General features: G+C 29.8%; 14 protein-coding genes. 5 read left to right on the top strand and 9 right to left on the bottom strand.

The window, feature by feature from the left end; translation table 11 throughout:
- Window positions 1-4 precede the first annotated feature (4 nt).
- From ACKTSW_RS01315 to ACKTSW_RS01305, 3 genes are read right to left on the bottom strand one after another with little or no spacing between them, the layout of a single operon-like run.
- On the bottom strand, window positions 5-2,506 hold the full coding sequence (locus ACKTSW_RS01315) for a TonB-dependent receptor (protein ID WP_408023474.1): 2,502 nt from the start codon (window positions 2,504-2,506) through the stop codon (window positions 5-7).
- Complete coding sequence (locus tag ACKTSW_RS01310; RefSeq protein ID WP_408023473.1) at window positions 2,493-3,404, bottom strand: FecR family protein; 912 nt, start codon at window positions 3,402-3,404, stop codon at window positions 2,493-2,495. Before ACKTSW_RS01310 ends, ACKTSW_RS01315 begins: the two co-directional genes overlap by 14 nt.
- A gap of 53 nt (window positions 3,405-3,457) precedes the next feature.
- Window positions 3,458-3,976 carry an RNA polymerase sigma factor gene (locus tag ACKTSW_RS01305; RefSeq protein WP_408023472.1) on the bottom strand — a complete coding sequence of 173 codons (519 nt, stop codon included), beginning with the start codon at window positions 3,974-3,976 and terminating at the stop codon, window positions 3,458-3,460.
- Window positions 3,977-4,105: 129 nt separating this feature from the next.
- On the opposite strand from ACKTSW_RS01305, the gene ACKTSW_RS01300 reads away from it, so the two are divergent.
- The gene (locus ACKTSW_RS01300; RefSeq protein WP_408023471.1) at window positions 4,106-5,500 is read left to right on the top strand and encodes a hypothetical protein; all 1,395 of its coding nucleotides are present in this window, start codon (window positions 4,106-4,108) and stop codon (window positions 5,498-5,500) included.
- 63 nt (window positions 5,501-5,563) lie between these two features.
- On the opposite strand, the gene ACKTSW_RS01295 is transcribed toward ACKTSW_RS01300, so the two are convergent.
- The 4 genes from ACKTSW_RS01295 to metG form a co-directional block, all read right to left on the bottom strand.
- A complete protein-coding gene (locus ACKTSW_RS01295) occupies window positions 5,564-7,687 on the bottom strand; it encodes a Tex family protein (RefSeq protein ID WP_408023470.1) in 2,124 nt (707 codons plus the stop codon).
- Between the two features lie 154 nt (window positions 7,688-7,841).
- Window positions 7,842-9,269, bottom strand: coding sequence for a hypothetical protein (locus ACKTSW_RS01290; RefSeq protein WP_408023469.1), 1,428 nt, complete (start codon window positions 9,267-9,269; stop codon window positions 7,842-7,844).
- Window positions 9,270-9,344: 75 nt separating this feature from the next.
- The gene (locus ACKTSW_RS01285) at window positions 9,345-10,841 is read right to left on the bottom strand and encodes a hypothetical protein (RefSeq protein WP_408023468.1); all 1,497 of its coding nucleotides are present in this window, start codon (window positions 10,839-10,841) and stop codon (window positions 9,345-9,347) included.
- Window positions 10,842-10,907: 66 nt separating this feature from the next.
- A complete protein-coding gene (gene metG / locus ACKTSW_RS01280) occupies window positions 10,908-12,962 on the bottom strand; it encodes a methionine--tRNA ligase (RefSeq protein ID WP_408023467.1) in 2,055 nt (684 codons plus the stop codon).
- Window positions 12,963-13,039: 77 nt separating this feature from the next.
- Here metG and ACKTSW_RS01275 point away from each other — a divergent pair, with 77 nt between their 5' ends.
- Both ACKTSW_RS01275 and ACKTSW_RS01270 read left to right on the top strand, forming a co-directional pair.
- Window positions 13,040-13,432 carry a hypothetical protein gene (locus ACKTSW_RS01275; RefSeq protein ID WP_408023466.1) on the top strand — a complete coding sequence of 131 codons (393 nt, stop codon included), beginning with the start codon at window positions 13,040-13,042 and terminating at the stop codon, window positions 13,430-13,432.
- A gap of 82 nt (window positions 13,433-13,514) precedes the next feature.
- Window positions 13,515-14,432, top strand: a complete 918-nt coding sequence (locus ACKTSW_RS01270) for a S66 peptidase family protein (RefSeq protein ID WP_408023465.1) — start codon at window positions 13,515-13,517, stop codon at window positions 14,430-14,432.
- Here ACKTSW_RS01270 and ACKTSW_RS01265 read toward each other — a convergent pair.
- Window positions 14,429-14,638: a YgaP family membrane protein gene (locus ACKTSW_RS01265; protein WP_408023464.1), complete on the bottom strand. Its 210-nt coding sequence runs from the start codon at window positions 14,636-14,638 to the stop codon at window positions 14,429-14,431. The genes ACKTSW_RS01270 and ACKTSW_RS01265 overlap by 4 nt on opposite strands.
- Window positions 14,639-14,677: 39 nt before the next feature.
- On the opposite strand from ACKTSW_RS01265, the gene ACKTSW_RS01260 reads away from it, so the two are divergent.
- Entirely contained in the window at window positions 14,678-15,037 is a 360-nt protein-coding gene (locus ACKTSW_RS01260) for a YraN family protein (protein WP_408023463.1), read from the top strand.
- 63 nt (window positions 15,038-15,100) lie between these two features.
- Here ACKTSW_RS01260 and ACKTSW_RS01255 read toward each other — a convergent pair whose 3' ends face one another.
- A complete protein-coding gene (locus tag ACKTSW_RS01255) occupies window positions 15,101-16,480 on the bottom strand; it encodes a TlpA family protein disulfide reductase (RefSeq protein WP_408023462.1) in 1,380 nt (459 codons plus the stop codon).
- Between the two features lie 173 nt (window positions 16,481-16,653).
- Here ACKTSW_RS01255 and ACKTSW_RS01250 point away from each other — a divergent pair, with 173 nt between their 5' ends.
- Window positions 16,654-16,968: an SDR family NAD(P)-dependent oxidoreductase gene (locus tag ACKTSW_RS01250; RefSeq protein WP_408023522.1), complete on the top strand. Its 315-nt coding sequence runs from the start codon at window positions 16,654-16,656 to the stop codon at window positions 16,966-16,968.
- Window positions 16,969-17,005 lie beyond the last annotated feature (37 nt).

Here is a 17,005-nt window from a genome sequence, read left to right as displayed (position 1 = left end):
AGTGTTAAAAATTTAACTTTAACAAGAAATTAGGAGTAGTACCTAATGAATAACGAGCATATTTATTAGCATTGTTATCTTCTATCTTATAATAATTATTAATAGTATTTTGGGTATTAAATAAGTTCCATACAGAAACTCCAATATCTACATTTGTTTTATCAGTTACTTGTTTTTTGTAAACCGCAGAAAAATCTGCTCTTAAATAATTATCAATTTTATTGCTGTTAGCAATGCCAAAATTAATTTCATCGTTGACAATCTCATTTCCATAAATAGGTTGAGTTGTGGGTTTTCCAGAAGTATAATTTAATCCTAAAGAAATATTGAATAATTCGTTAGAATATGTACTTCCTAATGTAACAGAATGAGTAATGTCAAAATTGCTTGGGAATTCTTTTTCTATTAAACCTTCAAAGGAATACGTGTTTTGAATAAAAGAATAACTTAACCAAGTATTCATATTTTTAAAGTTTTTTTTCAATAAAAAATCCACCCCGAGAGCATTATAGCTCCCTTTATTTTTACTAAATTCGTATTTAGTAGTGAAGCTTTGACTTTGAGTAGTAATGCCGTCAATAACCTTATAATAGCCTGTAGCGTCGAGAAGCCATTGGTTCTTTTTATAAGTAAAACCTAAAGAAGCTTGTTTGCTTTTTATTATAGGAATACTATCATTATCAGATAACTGCCATCTACGTTTTTCAATCCCCAAAAAGTCATTTTGAAAGTTAATAATTTGCGAAACGTTTTGGTGTTTAAATTCTCCTAGGACTTCTATAGAAAAAGTATTGTTTATTTTCTTGTGAATATTTAACCGAGGTTCAATAAGAATTTTTTTAAACTTTTCAATATAATTAACACGTACTCCTGGTTTTATTGTAATATTCGTATTAGAGTTTTGATATTGGGCTTGTCCAAATATAGCATGTTCTCTTATAACATTAGAATAGAGCCTTATAAATCTTGGATTATCAACATCATTAAGGTTGGTAATTTGTGTTTCTACAAAGTTATAACCACTATTGTATTTCCAAGAATTATTACTGTAGTTACTCTCAAGTTTTATACTAGTTTCAGAAACGATATTCTCTTGTAAAAAACGTTGATCATTTAAAATATTTACATTAATAGCTTGCAGCATATAATCGGTCTCATAAATATTTAAGGTTGTACTAAATTTTGGATTCCACTTTCGACGATAATAAATACCGCCAGCAATACTTTTTTGTGATAAACTACTTTGTTTGGTTTCTATAGAACTATCTATAAGAGCCGTTTCATCAAAGGTTAAGTTATTATCAATTAAAATAAAATTTACTCGAATAAAGTCTTTATCGCTAGGGGTATATAACCATCGTAAGGAGGTGTCGTAAAAATTAAACTCTTGGTTTGAGTTGGTAACATTTTTATCGTTGTTTTCTATTTCGGTACTTTGAGTAACACGTTTAAAGTAATTATGATAGGTTGGGGTTTTTATCCAATCGTCAATAGATCTTCTAGCTGCAAGTTGAAGTGAAGACTTTTTACCTAAAGGAACGTCAGTAAAAAGATTTGCATTTATAAAATTAATACTAAAACTACCTGTAAACTCCGTTTGCAATGTATTTTCAGTTTTCATGTGTATGGTACCTGAAACACCATCAGAATAAGAAGCATTAGTACCATTAGTAGTTACATTAGCAATTTGTGTTATTCTTGGGTTGAAACTAGAAATTAACCCAAAAAAATGTCCAGTTTGGTACATTTTTATATCGTCCCATAAAATAAGGTTTTGATCATGAGATCCGCCTCTTATAGTAATGTTTGAAACTGTTTCATCAATACTTTGAATACCAGGTAAGGCTTGAATAGTTTGTAGTACATCAGTTTCAATTAACCCAGGAAGTAAGGTGAATTTTGAAAAGTCTATTACTGTGTTTCCATTAATAGTTTTATCAATACCTCTTACTAAATACCCGTTTATAGTTACATCAGGAATGAATTCTTGACGCTCTCTTAAATACAATATTTTACAGTTTTTAGAAGATAATTCGTTGGTTGATAAGTTAATTGTTTGATATCCAATAAATCGAATGTTTACCTTTTCAGAATTATTTCTCGTTTTAAGCTCAAAAAAACCATTATTATCAGTAGTAGTATAGTTGGTTTTTGCTTTAATAGTAGCACCAATTAAAGGTGCTTTTGTTTCGACGTCTTTCAAATAGCCACAAATTATTACTGGTGATGAAATACCAACTATTTGGGCATTTAAACGTGTAAAAATAAAATCTGTTTGTACCTCTAAGTTTTTAAGCTTTTCTTTTAAACTTAATTCTTTGGGAACAAGAAATACAGTGGTTTTTTTAATTGAATTACTATCATAATTAAATTGGATATTGTGAGCGTCAGCAATTTGCTCCAATACTTCTTTAAGAGGAGTTTTTTTTGGAACTTTTTGTGCTTGTAAACCAAAACAAAAAGACCAGAGGAGTATTAAAAAAAAGAAAGAATTATTGTTCTTCATCCCAAATAATAACCTGTTGCTTATTTTTAATTTCGTAAGATAAATTAAATGGATGAGTGATGGCTTTTAAAGCGTTTTCAAGATTATTGTTTGTAAATGCACCCGTAAACCTCATGCTATCATTACCTATAATGTTAATTTGCACCTTAACGTTGTATTGTTGCTCAAATTCAAAAATTACATCAGCAAACAATGTATTATCAAAAGCACTCATATTTTTTAGCCATTTTGGTTGTGCTAAAACAGTATGAGTATGCTGTTCAATATTTTTAACAATGGCAAATTCTTTTCCAGCTGGTAGTTTTGTAATTTTATTTTTGTAGGTAACCTCTACCAGTCCTTCATAGCAAGAAACTTTAAAAATACTATCTCTGTCAAGTACGTTAAATTCTGTTCCTAAAACACTTACAGTTCCGTTAGGAGTATTAACATCGAAACGCATTCCTTTTTCTACATCAAAATAAGCTTCACCGTTTAATTGCAAACTTCTTTGCTTCTTCCATGTAGTAGTATTGTACTCAAGCCTTGAGAGTTCATTTAATTTTACAATAGAATTATCAGGAAGAATAATACTTTTATTATCGGCATATTGAGTTTTAATAACTTCAGACTTCTTATTGTTGAAAAAGTAGAAGATACCTAAACCAATGATAAGTATTGCAGCAATTTTAGAGATTAATGTTATCCAACTTGAAGAGAGTGTAGACTTTTTATCAGGTAAACGATTTTCTAATGTTTCAAAAGAAGGGATAGAAATATGTTTGTCAGCTTTAAAACGTTGACTTTCTTGTATAATTTCTTCATAAAAACTAGCATCCTTTAAAGCATTAAAGGTAGCTTGCTCTTCGTTGGTTAATTCGTTGCGTAACCATTTTTGTATTAAATAATCCTTCTCCATAAGTAATTGCCTGTATTATTAAAACACTTTATTTTGTATAAATCCCAAAACTTTTATTTAAAATCCTCTAATTGATCTTTTAATTTTTTAAATGCCGAATAAATTCGATGCTCGGCAACCTTTTTGGTAACTCCTAATATTTTTCCTATTTCCTTATGGGTTTTACCATCTATTTTACTCAACATAAAAGCAACACGTTCTTCTTCCTTTAAGTTTGATAACGCTTTTTCATAACGTAGTAAAAACTCTTTTTTACGAAGTACAAACTCAGGAGATTCGTTGGTGTAGTCTTTTGGTTTTATTTTTTGATGCTTAAAAACTACTTTTTGATGTTTTACTGCATTTAACATTAAATTATTAGCTACTGTGTAAAGAAAAGACTTCGCTTTTTCAGGAAGTACTTTTGTACAGTTTTCCCATAACTTTATAAAAGCATCTTGAGCTTTATCGGTAGGATTTAAAGTATTTCCATATTTATAGTATAAAAAATTACTTAACTCTTGAGCGTGCTTTTTATAGAATAATGAAAATCGTTTTTTATCACAAATGTTATTATGTAGAGGCTTAGACAAATTAAAATAGGGTTTTTAGGTTCAGAAAGGTATAAAAAAATATTTTTTCGGGAGATTAAAGAAGTTAGTTGTTTTATAATAAAGGCAATTGCAATAACAAGTTAAATTAAAATAAATCACCAAGAAATTATGAAACTTTTAAAATCCTCCTTATTAGTATTAAGTGTTTTACTATTTCTTTCTTCGTGTAGAACAGAAGAAATTCAAATTGTAGACCCCCCAATTCAAAATGCTCTTGAAGCAAATTCTAAAGTAGCCAACTTAATGAAAAGTACTGTTTTAAAAGACGGTTCTGATGATAATATTATAGATGGTGCTAGTTGTTTAAGTATAAAGTTACCAGTAACGGTTACCGTAAACTCAAAAGAAATAATAGTAAACGATGAAGATGGCTATGAAGAAATAGAAGATCTTTTTGATCTTTTTGATGATGATGTTGATTCTATCGTTATTTCTTACCCTATAGAAGTTATGTTAAGTGACTATACCATAAAAACGGTTAATTCTGACGAAGAGTTAGAAGTTTTAGCACAAAATTGTAAAGGAGATAATGAAGAAGATGATGATATTGAATGTTTAGATTTTTACTACCCGCTTACGGCATCTGTATTTGATTCTAATTATGAACTAATACTTACAATCAAAGTTAACAATGATGAAGAAATGCATGAGTTGATAGAAGATTTAGAAGATTACACTGCAGTAACCATCGATTTTCCTTTTAAAGTTATTTTAAATGGTGATACTTACGTATATATAAATAATATGCAAGAGTTAGAAGAAGCTATTGAAGCAGCAAAAAACAGCTGTGACGAAGATGATGATAATGATTATAATGATGATGATTGTGATGACTGTACTACAGATGGAGTTAAAGAAATATTTGCGAATTGTAATGAATGGACTTTAGAGAAATTATATATTGATGAACAGTACCTTACAGAAGAGTTTAAAAATTTTACTTTTTCTTTTACCGAAAATGGTGGAATTAAAGTAGATAATAACGGAACTATTTTAGAAGGAACTTGGGAAGCATCAGGAAGTGAAAATGACATTAAATTCACAATAAATATTCCTGATCTTTCATATTTTAATGCTACTTGGTACTTACATGAAATAAAAGAAGATTCAGGTGAAGTGAGATTTCACTTCGTGCTTAACGGAAATCATCTTCGCTTTAAAAGTCAGTGCTCTATAGTAAAAGATGAATTAAGTGATGTTCTATTAGCAGATGGCAGTGCTTGGGTAGTTGAAAACTATAAAAATAATGGAGTAGATGAAACAGAAACTTTTACAAACTACGAGCTTTACTTTTATTCAGGTAATGTCGTTAAAGCAAAAAAAGATGGAGTTGTTATTGAAGGTACTTGGGAAGTGTCTAGTGATTCTAATGTTTTAGCATTAAACTTTCCTGATGCTCCAGTAAACGAATTTAATAAAGAATGGGTAGTTGCCTTAACTTCTGAGAATGAAGTAGTCTTAGAAACAAATGATAGAAGGCTGGTCATAAAACGTGTCAATTAAAGGAAGCCATATTCTTTGTATTGATTTTGATTAGGATAAACCAGCTAAAAATAGCTGGTTTTTTTATTTCTCAAGTTTTAATTGAATACGTTTTCTAGCAATATCTACTTCTAATACTTTAACCTGAACGTGTTGGTGTAAACTAACATGCTCATTTACATCCTTCACAAAAGTATCAGAAAGGTTAGAAACATGTACTAAGCCACTTTCTTTAATACCAATATCTACAAAACAACCAAAGTTGGTAATGTTATTTACAATTCCAGGAAGTACCATACCCGTTCTTACATCATCAATAGTTTTAATGTGTTCATTAAAACTGAAAGCTTTTGCCTTTTCACGAGGATCTAACCCCGGTTTTTCCAACTCTTTTACAATATCGTGTAATGTTGGTAATCCGTAAGAATCAGTTACATACTGTTGTAGTTTGATTTGTTTTAAAGCAGATGAATTTCCAATTAAATCATCTACTTTTTTACCCAAATCTTTTGCAATTTGTTTAACCAAAGTATAACGTTCAGGGTGTACCGCAGAATCATCTAGTGGGTTGTCACCATTTTTAATACGTAAAAAACCAGCAGATTGTTCAAATGCTTTTCCACCTAAACGAGGAACTTTTTTTATAGCTGTTCTATTAGTAAAAGCTCCATTTTCATTTCGGTAATTCACAATGTTTTCAGCCAATTTAGGACCTATACCAGAAACATAGCTTAATAATGAAGCACTGGCTGTATTTATATTTACACCTACTTTGTTTACACAATGCTCTACAACGGTGTCTAATGATTTTTTTAATTGCGTTTGATCTACATCGTGTTGATATTGTCCTACACCAATTGATTTTGCTTCAATTTTTACCAATTCGGCCAACGGGTCTGCTAATCTACGTCCGATAGATATTGCACCACGAACAGTGACGTCGTAATTCGGAAATTCATCACGTGCAATTTTTGACGCTGAATAAATAGAAGCTCCCGCCTCGCTTACTACAAATATTTCTACTGGATTTTTAAAGTAGGTGCGTTTTACCAATCGTTCGGTTTCTCTCGAGGCAGTTCCGTTACCTATGGCAATGGCTTCTATTTTATAAGCATCAGCTAAAGAACTAAGTTTATTCGTTGCCTCTTTAGCTTGATGTTGAGGTGCATGCGGAAAAATAGTTTCGTTATATAGTAAATCACCTTGGGCATCTAAACAGACCAACTTACATCCTGTTCTAAATCCAGGATCAATAGCCAGTATGCGTTTTTCACCCAGTGGAGAACCTAATAGTAATTGTTGTAGGTTTTTAGCGAATACGTTAATTGCACTTTCATCTGCTTTTTCTTTGGCAATGGATAAAGCTTCGTTTGATAGTGCAGGAAATAATAAACGTTTGTAGGCATCGGAAATGGCAAATTCAATTTGTTCAGCACATTCGTTATGTGAACGAATAATTCTGTCTTCTATTTTTTGAAGTGCTCGTTCGTCATCAATACTAACTTTTATGCGAATAAAACCTTCTTTTTCTGCACGTAAAATAGCTAACAACCGATGCGAAGGAATTCGACTTAGGTTTTCTTCCCAATCAAAATAATCTTTAAATTTTTGAGCAGCTTCGTCTTCCTTTTTGGTTTTAACGACTTTGGTTGCAATGGTCGCAAAACGCTCTAATTGATGACGAATGTTATTTCTTACATCCGTTCGTTCGTTAATCCATTCCGCAATAATATGGCGAGCGCCTTCTAACGCTTTTTCTTCAGAGTCAACTACGTTGTTTATATATTTTGAAGCCGTAAATTCCAAATCGTTTACACGCTGACTCATAATCATTTTAGCCAAAGGTTCTAAACCGTTTTTACGAGCGGTTTCTGCTTTGGTTTTTCGTTTCTTCTTATAAGGCAGGTAAATATCTTCTAAGGTAGTTAAATCTTCTGTTTTTTCAATTTTAGCTTTTAACTCATCAGTTAAAGCATCTTGTTCTTCAATGGCTTTTAAAATAGCTAGTTTTCGTTTTTCTAATGTTTCAAACTGTTCTTTTAGTTGTACAATTTGACCAATTTCAACTTCATCTAAATTTCCTGTTTTCTCTTTTCGGTAACGAGCTATAAAAGGAACTGTACAATCTTCATTTAATAACTCAATAGTATTTTGAATTGATTTTTGTGAGATTTGTGTACGAGAGGTTATATAGGAGATAAGTTGCATAGTTTAATTAAAGGTGTAAAAAAAATATTTTTTGGCTAATGGTAAATAGAATCCAAGGATGGTAGAGTTGCTAGTTTTGAATATATCAATGGCTTGAGGAACTTCTGTATTTTGTGAACTAACCTCATAGATACCATCTTTTTCGGTAATTAATTTAGGTTTTATAAAGTTTGTTATCATATATATTCTCTTTAATTCTTCCAGCTTTATGATTAAAATTTTCATCAAAAAGACAATGAATACGAACTGATTTTGTAGTTAAATAATTAGTAAAAGAATTAAAATCAGTTTGTGAAAAATTACTAGTATCCATTAAGTTGGGAGAGAAACCTGCTAACCCCATACTTAAAATAGTTGAAATAGTGTTTATACCTTTAACTGTTTGCTTTTCGCAACCTATTACTATTTCATAACCATCTTTATTGTTTGTAACACCAATTCCTACATTACTTTGAGACACTTTTCTTAAAAACTGTTTAGTTTGCTTGAGGCTTCTATACTCTTTAAATGCCCCTCCTTCTTGAATAATGGGAGAATTTTTAAATTTTATGGAGTCACTAGATGTAGTTATAAACTCTTTTAAAAGGTTTTTATTTTCCAAATTGTAAATAGAGAAATTTAAAATGTCTTTTGAAGCAGTAATTTGAAAAAACAAATTATTATGAATAAAAGAATTAGATCTTTTATTCATACTACTGACATTAAAAAGAGGTTTTTTTATTTTTTGGAATGTATAAGTACCGTGTTCTAAGTTTAGTGTTAAAATTTGAGTATAGAACCTGTTTTTATCTAGAGTGATAATAATATCACTTTCGTTAATGTATAATTTATTTAATCGAGAAGAAAGCTCTATGGAAGTAGGAGGAACTTGACTTCTTTTAGTTGTTGTAGAAAAACTTTTGTAAACAAACTCATTTTTATATGGGCTATCATTAATTTTTGTAAGTTCATAAACAATGTTTTTAATTTCCGAATGATTAGGCTTCGTATAATCAGTTAAGAGTTGTTTTAAAGACGTTTCTTTTGTGTCTGTTATAAAAAACTTTTCATTTTTAAAATCAAAAACAGTTGAAGTTGTTTCCTTGTTTATCGAATAATTTCGTGAGACTATATTAGATGTTTTCTCATCTAGAAAAAGTATGTGAGCTTTATCTCCTTTGTTAACACTTTGAAGAAAGCGAAGATTTTTTGTATCAAAACTATCCTCAATTAATAGAACTTTATTAGTGTCAAAAAGGAATTTAATTATAGCAAACTTTGTTCTCTTGCTGTTGGAAAGAATGAGAGTATAGTTATCCTTTTTATCATATATTTTTCCAATAAAAACATTGTATTTATGTTTTTTGATTTCAAAAGAAAGTTGTTTTTTAAGATTAAAATTTTCATTCAATAAGTAGGCATAAATAGCTTTATTTTCAAAGAAAAAAGTCGAAGTATTGCTATTATACTTATTAAATATTGAAAATGATTTTTGAATTGATTTAGAAGAATTCTTAATTTCAAAATTAAGACTACCAACTTGTTTTTGTGAATACGTATAAATCAGATTCATCATTATCAATCCAAAAACAATTTTTTTCATGTCAATTTTATTAAATAAACTCATAAATTTCTTAGGTTTCAAATATAGTAATTGACGTTAAATCGATTTGATTTTTTAATTTATGAATTTTAATAGTTTGAAAGATTTTTCTTTTCTATCATAATTTATGTAAATATAAAAATCTTTGTATTTAAATATTCCATTGTAAGGATTGAATTCGTGACTTTTAAAGGGATCCAAGGAGAAATTTGAAAAAGGGGAACTAGACTTTTTTGAATCTAAATAATTACTAATTTTTTCAAAAGCATTCGTGTTTTTTTCGTTTTTTAAATGAGAAAATTTTTCACCTAAAATGCTAGAAAATTTTATAAAGTTAAATTCATCTGAATTTATGTAATAATAAAAACTACTGCAAATATTGTTAGAATAAGAAACAGAGTAACCATTTGGCAAAGTTAAACTGCTAGTACCAAAAGAACCTCCTCCAGAACTTCTGGTAGCTGGACCTAATGAACCTCCAATGGTTAGATAATATTTATTATTATTTAAAAAAGCATTAATAGCAGGATTGGCATAATTCATAGTGTTAAAGAACTTCTTCGTTTTTTTTAATTCATTGTGTTTTTTGTAGGTATCAGTACGTGTTTCAATAGATGAGTTTTTAAATTTGATTGTATCTGTTTTTGACACTGAAAATTTTTTTATAATTTTTCTGTTTGTTAAATCTATAATATTAATGTTGAGTTTTTCTTTAGAAAAGGTAAGGGAAAAGATTTTATTATTAAGTAAATATGAGTTGGATTTCTTTTTATGTCTTTTTATATCTTCTTGAGGAGTCTTTAATTTAAAAGAAGAGGCAATAAAACTCTTTAAATCTATTTTGACAATTTGTGTAAAATCTGAGTTGTTATTTAGGGTAAAAATAACTGATTCATCTTGAACATACATTTTTTGTTTCTTTGAAGAAGTTTCTATAGAATTAGGAGTGTTCTCATCAAACTTAAGTAGAGGTAATGATTTCATTAAAATAGACATTAACTCTTTTTTTTCACCAGAAGATGATACTAAGTCTAGCTTATCCAAATTAACCTTATTTCTTCGTGGTTTATCTTTATCAAAAGTATAGAAGTATAAACCATTAACTTCTTTTGAGCCAGATATAAGGTAAAATTTATTATTTATACTAACAGATTGTAGATAGGTTTCATAATCTTTAAGAAGTTTAAATTCTTTAGCTATTGAAGCATTTTCATTTAAAGAAAAATAAATTTCTAAAAAATCATTTTCTTTATTTTTAAGATATAGCTTATAATCTCCATTTTCTAGAAAATTATACCCGATAATGTCTTTGTATTTTCTCTTTTTGTTTTCAAACAATAGTTTACTTTTAATAGAGAAAGTATTATCAAAATTATAAGAGTATACATTTTTGGCGTCAGCAAAGAAAATTGAAAAGAAATTATTTTGGTGATTTACCAGAGTATAAATGTCTTTTATGTTAGAGTTATTATCTTTCAGTGAATTATTAAATTCAGCCAGTTTTTGTTGACCAAAAAGCATTGTGCTAAAGGCTAATAGTAATAGAAAGGTAGTTGTAAAAATCTTTTTCATGCTAATTTATAATATAAAAAACCTCGCATAAAATGCGAGGTTGCGAATATAATAAATACTGTTTTCTTAAGCAATAAACTCTCCGTTATTCACCTTTTCAGAAGGCTGAACAAAAGCTAATTTACCATCAGGAGTATCAGTCATTAAAATCATTCCTTGACTTTCTACTCCGCGTAATTTTCTTGGTGCTAAATTACATAGCACAGATACTTGCTGCCCAACAATATCTTCTGGTTTAAAGCTTTCAGCAATTCCAGAAACTATCGTACGTGTGTCAATACCAACATCAACGGTAAGTTTTAGTAGTTTTTTTGTTTTAGCTACTTTTTCAGCTGCAACAATAGTTCCTACTCGAATATCCATTTTTGTAAAATCGTCAAACTCAATGGTATCTTTTTGAGGCTCTACTACTTTATTAGCTGCTTCGTTTGCTTTTTTTGTAGCTTCTAATTTATCTAACTGTGCTTGAATTGCAGTGTCTTCAATTTTAGAAAATAATAATTCTGCTTTATTAATTTGATGATTTTCGGCTAAGAAAATGTCTTTTTCAGTAATATCATTCCAAGAAAGATTGTTGTCAAGATTTAAAATTGACTTTAATTTTGTTGAAGTGAATGGTAAAAACGGTTCTGATACTACCGCTAAACCAGTTGCGATTTGCAAGGCAACATTCATAATGGTTTTAGTACGTGCTTCATCAACTTTAATCACCTTCCAAGGCTCTTCATCAGCTAAATATTTATTACCTAAGCGAGCTAAATTCATTAGCTCTTGTGAAGCTTCTCTAAAACGATAACGCTCAATAGATTTTGCAATGATATCAGGAAACTGTTTTAATTGCTCTAAGGCGTCTTTATCAGCTTCTGATAAATCACCAGCAGTAGGAACCACTCCATTATAGTATTTGTTAGTTAACACCACAACACGGTTGATAAAGTTACCGAAGATGGCTACTAACTCATTGTTGTTTTTCGCTTGAAAATCTTTCCAAGTAAAGTCGTTGTCCTTACTCTCTGGTGCATTGGCTGTTAAGGTATAACGCAATACATCTTGTTGGTTAGGAAACTCTTCTAAATACTCATGTAACCAAACTGCCCAGTTTTTAGAAGTTGATAATTTATTACCTTCTAAATTTAAAAACTCATTTGCAGGTACATTTTCTGGTAGAATAAAATCACCATGTGCTTTTAACATGGCTGGGAAAATAATACAGTGAAATACAATATTATCTTTACCAATAAAGTGTACTAGTTTAGTATCGTCTTTTTTCCAATAGTCTTCCCAGTTTTTGCCTTCGCGTTCTGCCCATTCTTTAGTAGAAGAGATATAACCAATAGGAGCATCAAACCAAACGTATAATACTTTTCCATCGGCACCTTCAACTGGCACAGGAATTCCCCAATCTAAATCACGGGTTACCGCACGAGGACGTAACCCGTCATCAATCCAAGATTTACATTGCCCTAATACATTAGGTTTCCAATCGTTTTTGTGTCCTTCTAAAATCCATTCACGCAAAAAAGCTTCGTGTTTATCTAACGGTAAAAACCAGTGTTTGGTTTCTTTTAAAGTAGGAACATTTCCTGTAATTGCCGATTTAGGATTGATTAAATCGGTAGCGTTATGACTAGTTCCACACTTTTCACATTGATCTCCATAACTTTCTTCGTTTCCACATTTAGGACAGGTACCAACAACAAAGCGATCAGCTAAAAACTGACTAGCCTCTTCATCATATAATTGTTGTGTAACTTCTTCAATAAATTGACCATCATTGTATAATTTTATAAAGAAATCTGAAGCAGTTTTATGGTGAATTTCAGCTGAGGTACGAGAATAGTTGTCAAAAGAGATTCCGAAATCTTCAAACGATTTTTTAATGATTCCGTTATACTTATCAATAATATCTTGCGGAGTAACACCTTCTTTTTTAGCACGCATTGGTATTGCAACCCCGTGTTCATCAGAACCACAAATATAGGCTACATCTTTTCCTCTTTGACGCAGATAACGCGCATAAATATCTCCAGGAACATACACCCCTGCTAAATGCCCAATATGGATTGGTCCATTGGTATAAGGTAATGCTGCTGTAATTGTATATCTTTTTGGTGTACTCATGTTTTTCTACTAAAATTAAAGGGCAAAAGTACGAAAAAGCAATTTTTTATACTGTTATAAATTAGGTACATTTACTAATGATTGAGATGCAAATTAAAAAATTAAGTAATTTGAATATAAATTGGAATTCCAAAATCAATATTATTGATTTTCAAACTTGGATGAACGGAGGGTCTTTAACTTTACTTTGCGAAGATGAAAATGAAGAGAAATTTAAAATAGATTTTGTTCAAAACGTTTTTTTTGAAAGAGATAAGAACCTCAAATTACCAGGGAGGATTTATTTGAATGATACTTTAATACAACAGAGATCAGAAAACGAGTATGATATAATTCATAATCTAGAAAACTTAGACTTAAATTCGCTAAAGAAATTAGAGAAGAAAATATTAAGAGATAAAATTATGTATATGAAATCTAATCAGTATTTATTAGATGTAGGCAAGGTTATTTTATATGAAAGAAAATAAGTAAAACGAAATTATGGTAATCAAATTTTTAAAATTATTTTTTTTACTGATAATTACATCAGTCTATGCACAAAATAACACTATGAAGTTAATTACACCACCTTACTTACAAAAAGGGGATACTATCGCAATTGTTGCTCCTGCAGGAGTTCTAAAGAACCGTAAACACACAATAAATAAAGCAAAAGAATTAGCCGAAAGTTGGGGGTTAAAAGTGGTATATGGTAAACACTTATTTAATCAAAACCATCATTTTGCAGGTACTGATGAAGAGCGTTGTCAAGATTTTCAAGATGCATTAGACGATCCGAGTATCAAAGCGATTTGGGCTGCACGTGGTGGGTATGGCTCTGTGAGAATTTTAGATAAGTTAGATTTCACCAAATTCAAACAACAACCAAAATGGATTATTGGATATTCTGATATCACAGCATTTCACAACCATATTCATAATTTAGGAATAGAAACTATACATGCTATGATGGGGACAAGTATGGAAGAAAATCCAGAAGATTTAGTACAAACCATTGCGACTTTTAAAAAAGCATTGTTTGGAGCAAAATTAAATTATAAAATTTCTGCTTCAAAAAAGAATAGAGTTGGCGAAGTTTCGGGGGAGTTAGTAGGAGGTAATATTGCTATTTTAACCTCAATGTTAGGGTCGGATAGTCAAATTTCTACCAATGGAAAAATCTTATTTATTGAAGAGATAGGAGAATATAAATATTCGATTGATAGGATGTTACAGAGTTTAAAACGGGCAGGTTATTTTGCTAAAATTAAGGCAGTTATTGTTGGTGATATGACTAAGATTAAAAAAAACACGACCCCATGGGGAAGTTCAATAGAGCAGTTAATTTTAGAGGTTGTTCCAAATAATGTTCCTATACTATTTAATTTTCCAGCAGGTCACGAACCCGATAATAGAGCTATGATAATGGGAAGAAAAATTAAGTTGTCGGTTAGTAATAGTAAGCAATGTTTGGTACTATTTAATTAGCTACTTTTTGTCTTACAGGTATTTATTCCAAACAAGGTGTATAGAGGACAAAAGTTGATGAAGCTTGTTACTAAAAGTATAATTGCAAATACAAGTAAAACATAACTAAAAACTCCTGTAATAACATTAAAATAAGACAGTGCAGCAATAATTAAAGCAACCAAGGTTCTAAGCGCTTTGTCGGTTTTTCCCATGTTTTTTTTCATGATAAAAGAATTTTAAGGTTACTCAAATATAAGTTTTAAATGGCACAACACAATGAACTTGGTAAGAAAGGTGAACAATTGGCAATAGATTACCTTGTTAAAAATGGGTATACTATTGTTGAAAAAAACTACCGATTTCAAAAAGCAGAGATTGATATTATTGCTCAAAAAGAACACTTACTTTCTGTTGTTGAGGTTAAAACACGATCGACTGCGTATTTTGGCAATCCACAAGACTTTGTGAATCTAAAGAAAATAAAACTCTTAGTTTTAGCTATTGATAATTATGTAAGTGAAAGAGATTTAGATGTAGAGGTTCGTTTTGATATTATTGCTATTATTAAGCAACGACATGAGTTTATAATTGAACATATAGAAGATGCCTTTTTATATTTCTAAAAAATAAGAAAGCACAACAATTTACTATTGTCGTGCTTTTTTATATGATACAAGTATTGTATACTATTCGTTTATACTATTAAAATATTTTTCAACGTCTTCTACATGATCTGGCATTGCAATAATCTTCTTGTTTCTATCTAAAACAAAGTAAGAAGGTGTTGCAAGTAATTGATATTTTCTAACAGTTTCATTATCCCATTTATTATCAGGATGAGTACCAATAGCATTATGCCACTTAGGTAAATTCTTTACAAACTCATTCCATTTAGTTTCTTCATTTTCTATACCAAAAGAAACTACAGAAACTTCTTTATGGGTTTGCATAAATTTGTATAATTCTGGGATTTCTTTTACACAGTGAGGACATGCAGTACTCCAAAAAACTAATAAATAGTTATTACCGTCGTTTAGTGTAGATAACTTATAATCTTGTTCAACTTCTTTCCAAGAAAAATCAGGAGCTATTCTACCTACAGTAGCAAGTAATATTTCTAACTTTTCTTTTTTGAAGTCATCATCTTGATCTTCAGTTGGAAGTTGTTCGTAATATTCAGAAAACATCCAATCTACCGCTGGTCCATTACGTTTATCTGTTAGAGCATTAATTAAATATTCAATAACTGCTTTTCTTAATTTTTTTGAAGAAACTTTATCCATTACATTAACAATAGCTTTTCTCATCAACTTTTGTTGAATCATTTTTTCTTCAGAAAAATTCAAATAAAAAACATAATCGTTAATCTTATCAATTAAAAAAGAAGAGTTGAATAAAGTTTCACTTTTAAAATCAATATATTCAAAAAAGTTTTCAGTAGTTGCAGACAAATAATCCTCAATACTCTCATGAGGGTTAGAGGAGTTATAGCGGCGAGAAGCTTTTATAAAACTATTTACTAGCATTCCTTCAGATTTGTTTTCATAAGTTTCTTGAACATCTTCAAGTTCCTTAAGCTCTTTTTTGTAAGCCTTTTTATCGTCTTTAGATTGTGTTTGAATATAAGCAGCTTGAAAAGAGTCTATTTTCTTTTGTATAGCATTATATTCTTGTAGATATTCTTTATACACTTTATTTTCTCTAGAGCTTGTAAAAAGAACAGATTGATCTGGATATTTTGGATTAAAAACAAATTCAACATTTTCTTTATTAAATAAGAAATCAACAAAACCTACTCCAGTATTTCTGTAGGTAGCTCTATAGGCTCCTGGAGTAGCGGTATTAGGTAGTTCAAAACTAAATTTTCCTAAAACTTGTTTTTCGCCACCTATGGCAACAGTATCAAATTTAATTGTTGTATTGGAAAGAAATTTCTGTTTAGCTCCTTCTATTTTATATAATATAACCCAGTCTCCTTTATCAGGAGGGGTCATTGTACCTTTTACAGTGTATTGTGCATTTACAAGTGATGTTGTGAATATTAATAGAGCCAGTAATTTTTTCATCATAATATTTTAAAGGGTTATTAATAAGGTTTTAAAACTAGTCATTTACAAACTTCTATCCAAGAAGTGTACCACTTTTATTTTTCCTTACATATTTTGGAAAATTTTTTTAATTATTTGAAAACATGAACTTTAAATAAGAAAAAAAACGGGTTACAGATGTTTTATTCGGAATCAGTAAATCTCTAGCATTAGAGTTATCTAATTACGGAGCAAAGTTAATTATATCTTCAAGAAATGAAAGTGTTTTAAACGAAGTTAAAAATAGGTGTAAGTTTCCTGAAAATGTTGTGGTATTACTATTAGATTTGGAAGATTATAAAAGTCTTCCAACTAAAGTAGTTAAGGCAATTTTGTTTTTTGGTAGTATTGATGTTTTAGTAAATAATGAAGGTATTCATCCAGATAGGTTTGCTAAATTGATATTAAAAGCAATAAAAAATCAAAAAGAAGAAGTTTATATTGTTAGAGCGAAGGAAAAAAACTAGGAGTGTACACCAAACATTTTTTCTAAATTTACTATCA

Source organism: Tenacibaculum sediminilitoris, from assembly GCF_964513795.1.
Lineage (GTDB): Bacteria > Bacteroidota > Bacteroidia > Flavobacteriales > Flavobacteriaceae > Polaribacter > Polaribacter sediminilitoris.
This window is presented reverse-complemented; position numbering and strand designations above follow the sequence as displayed.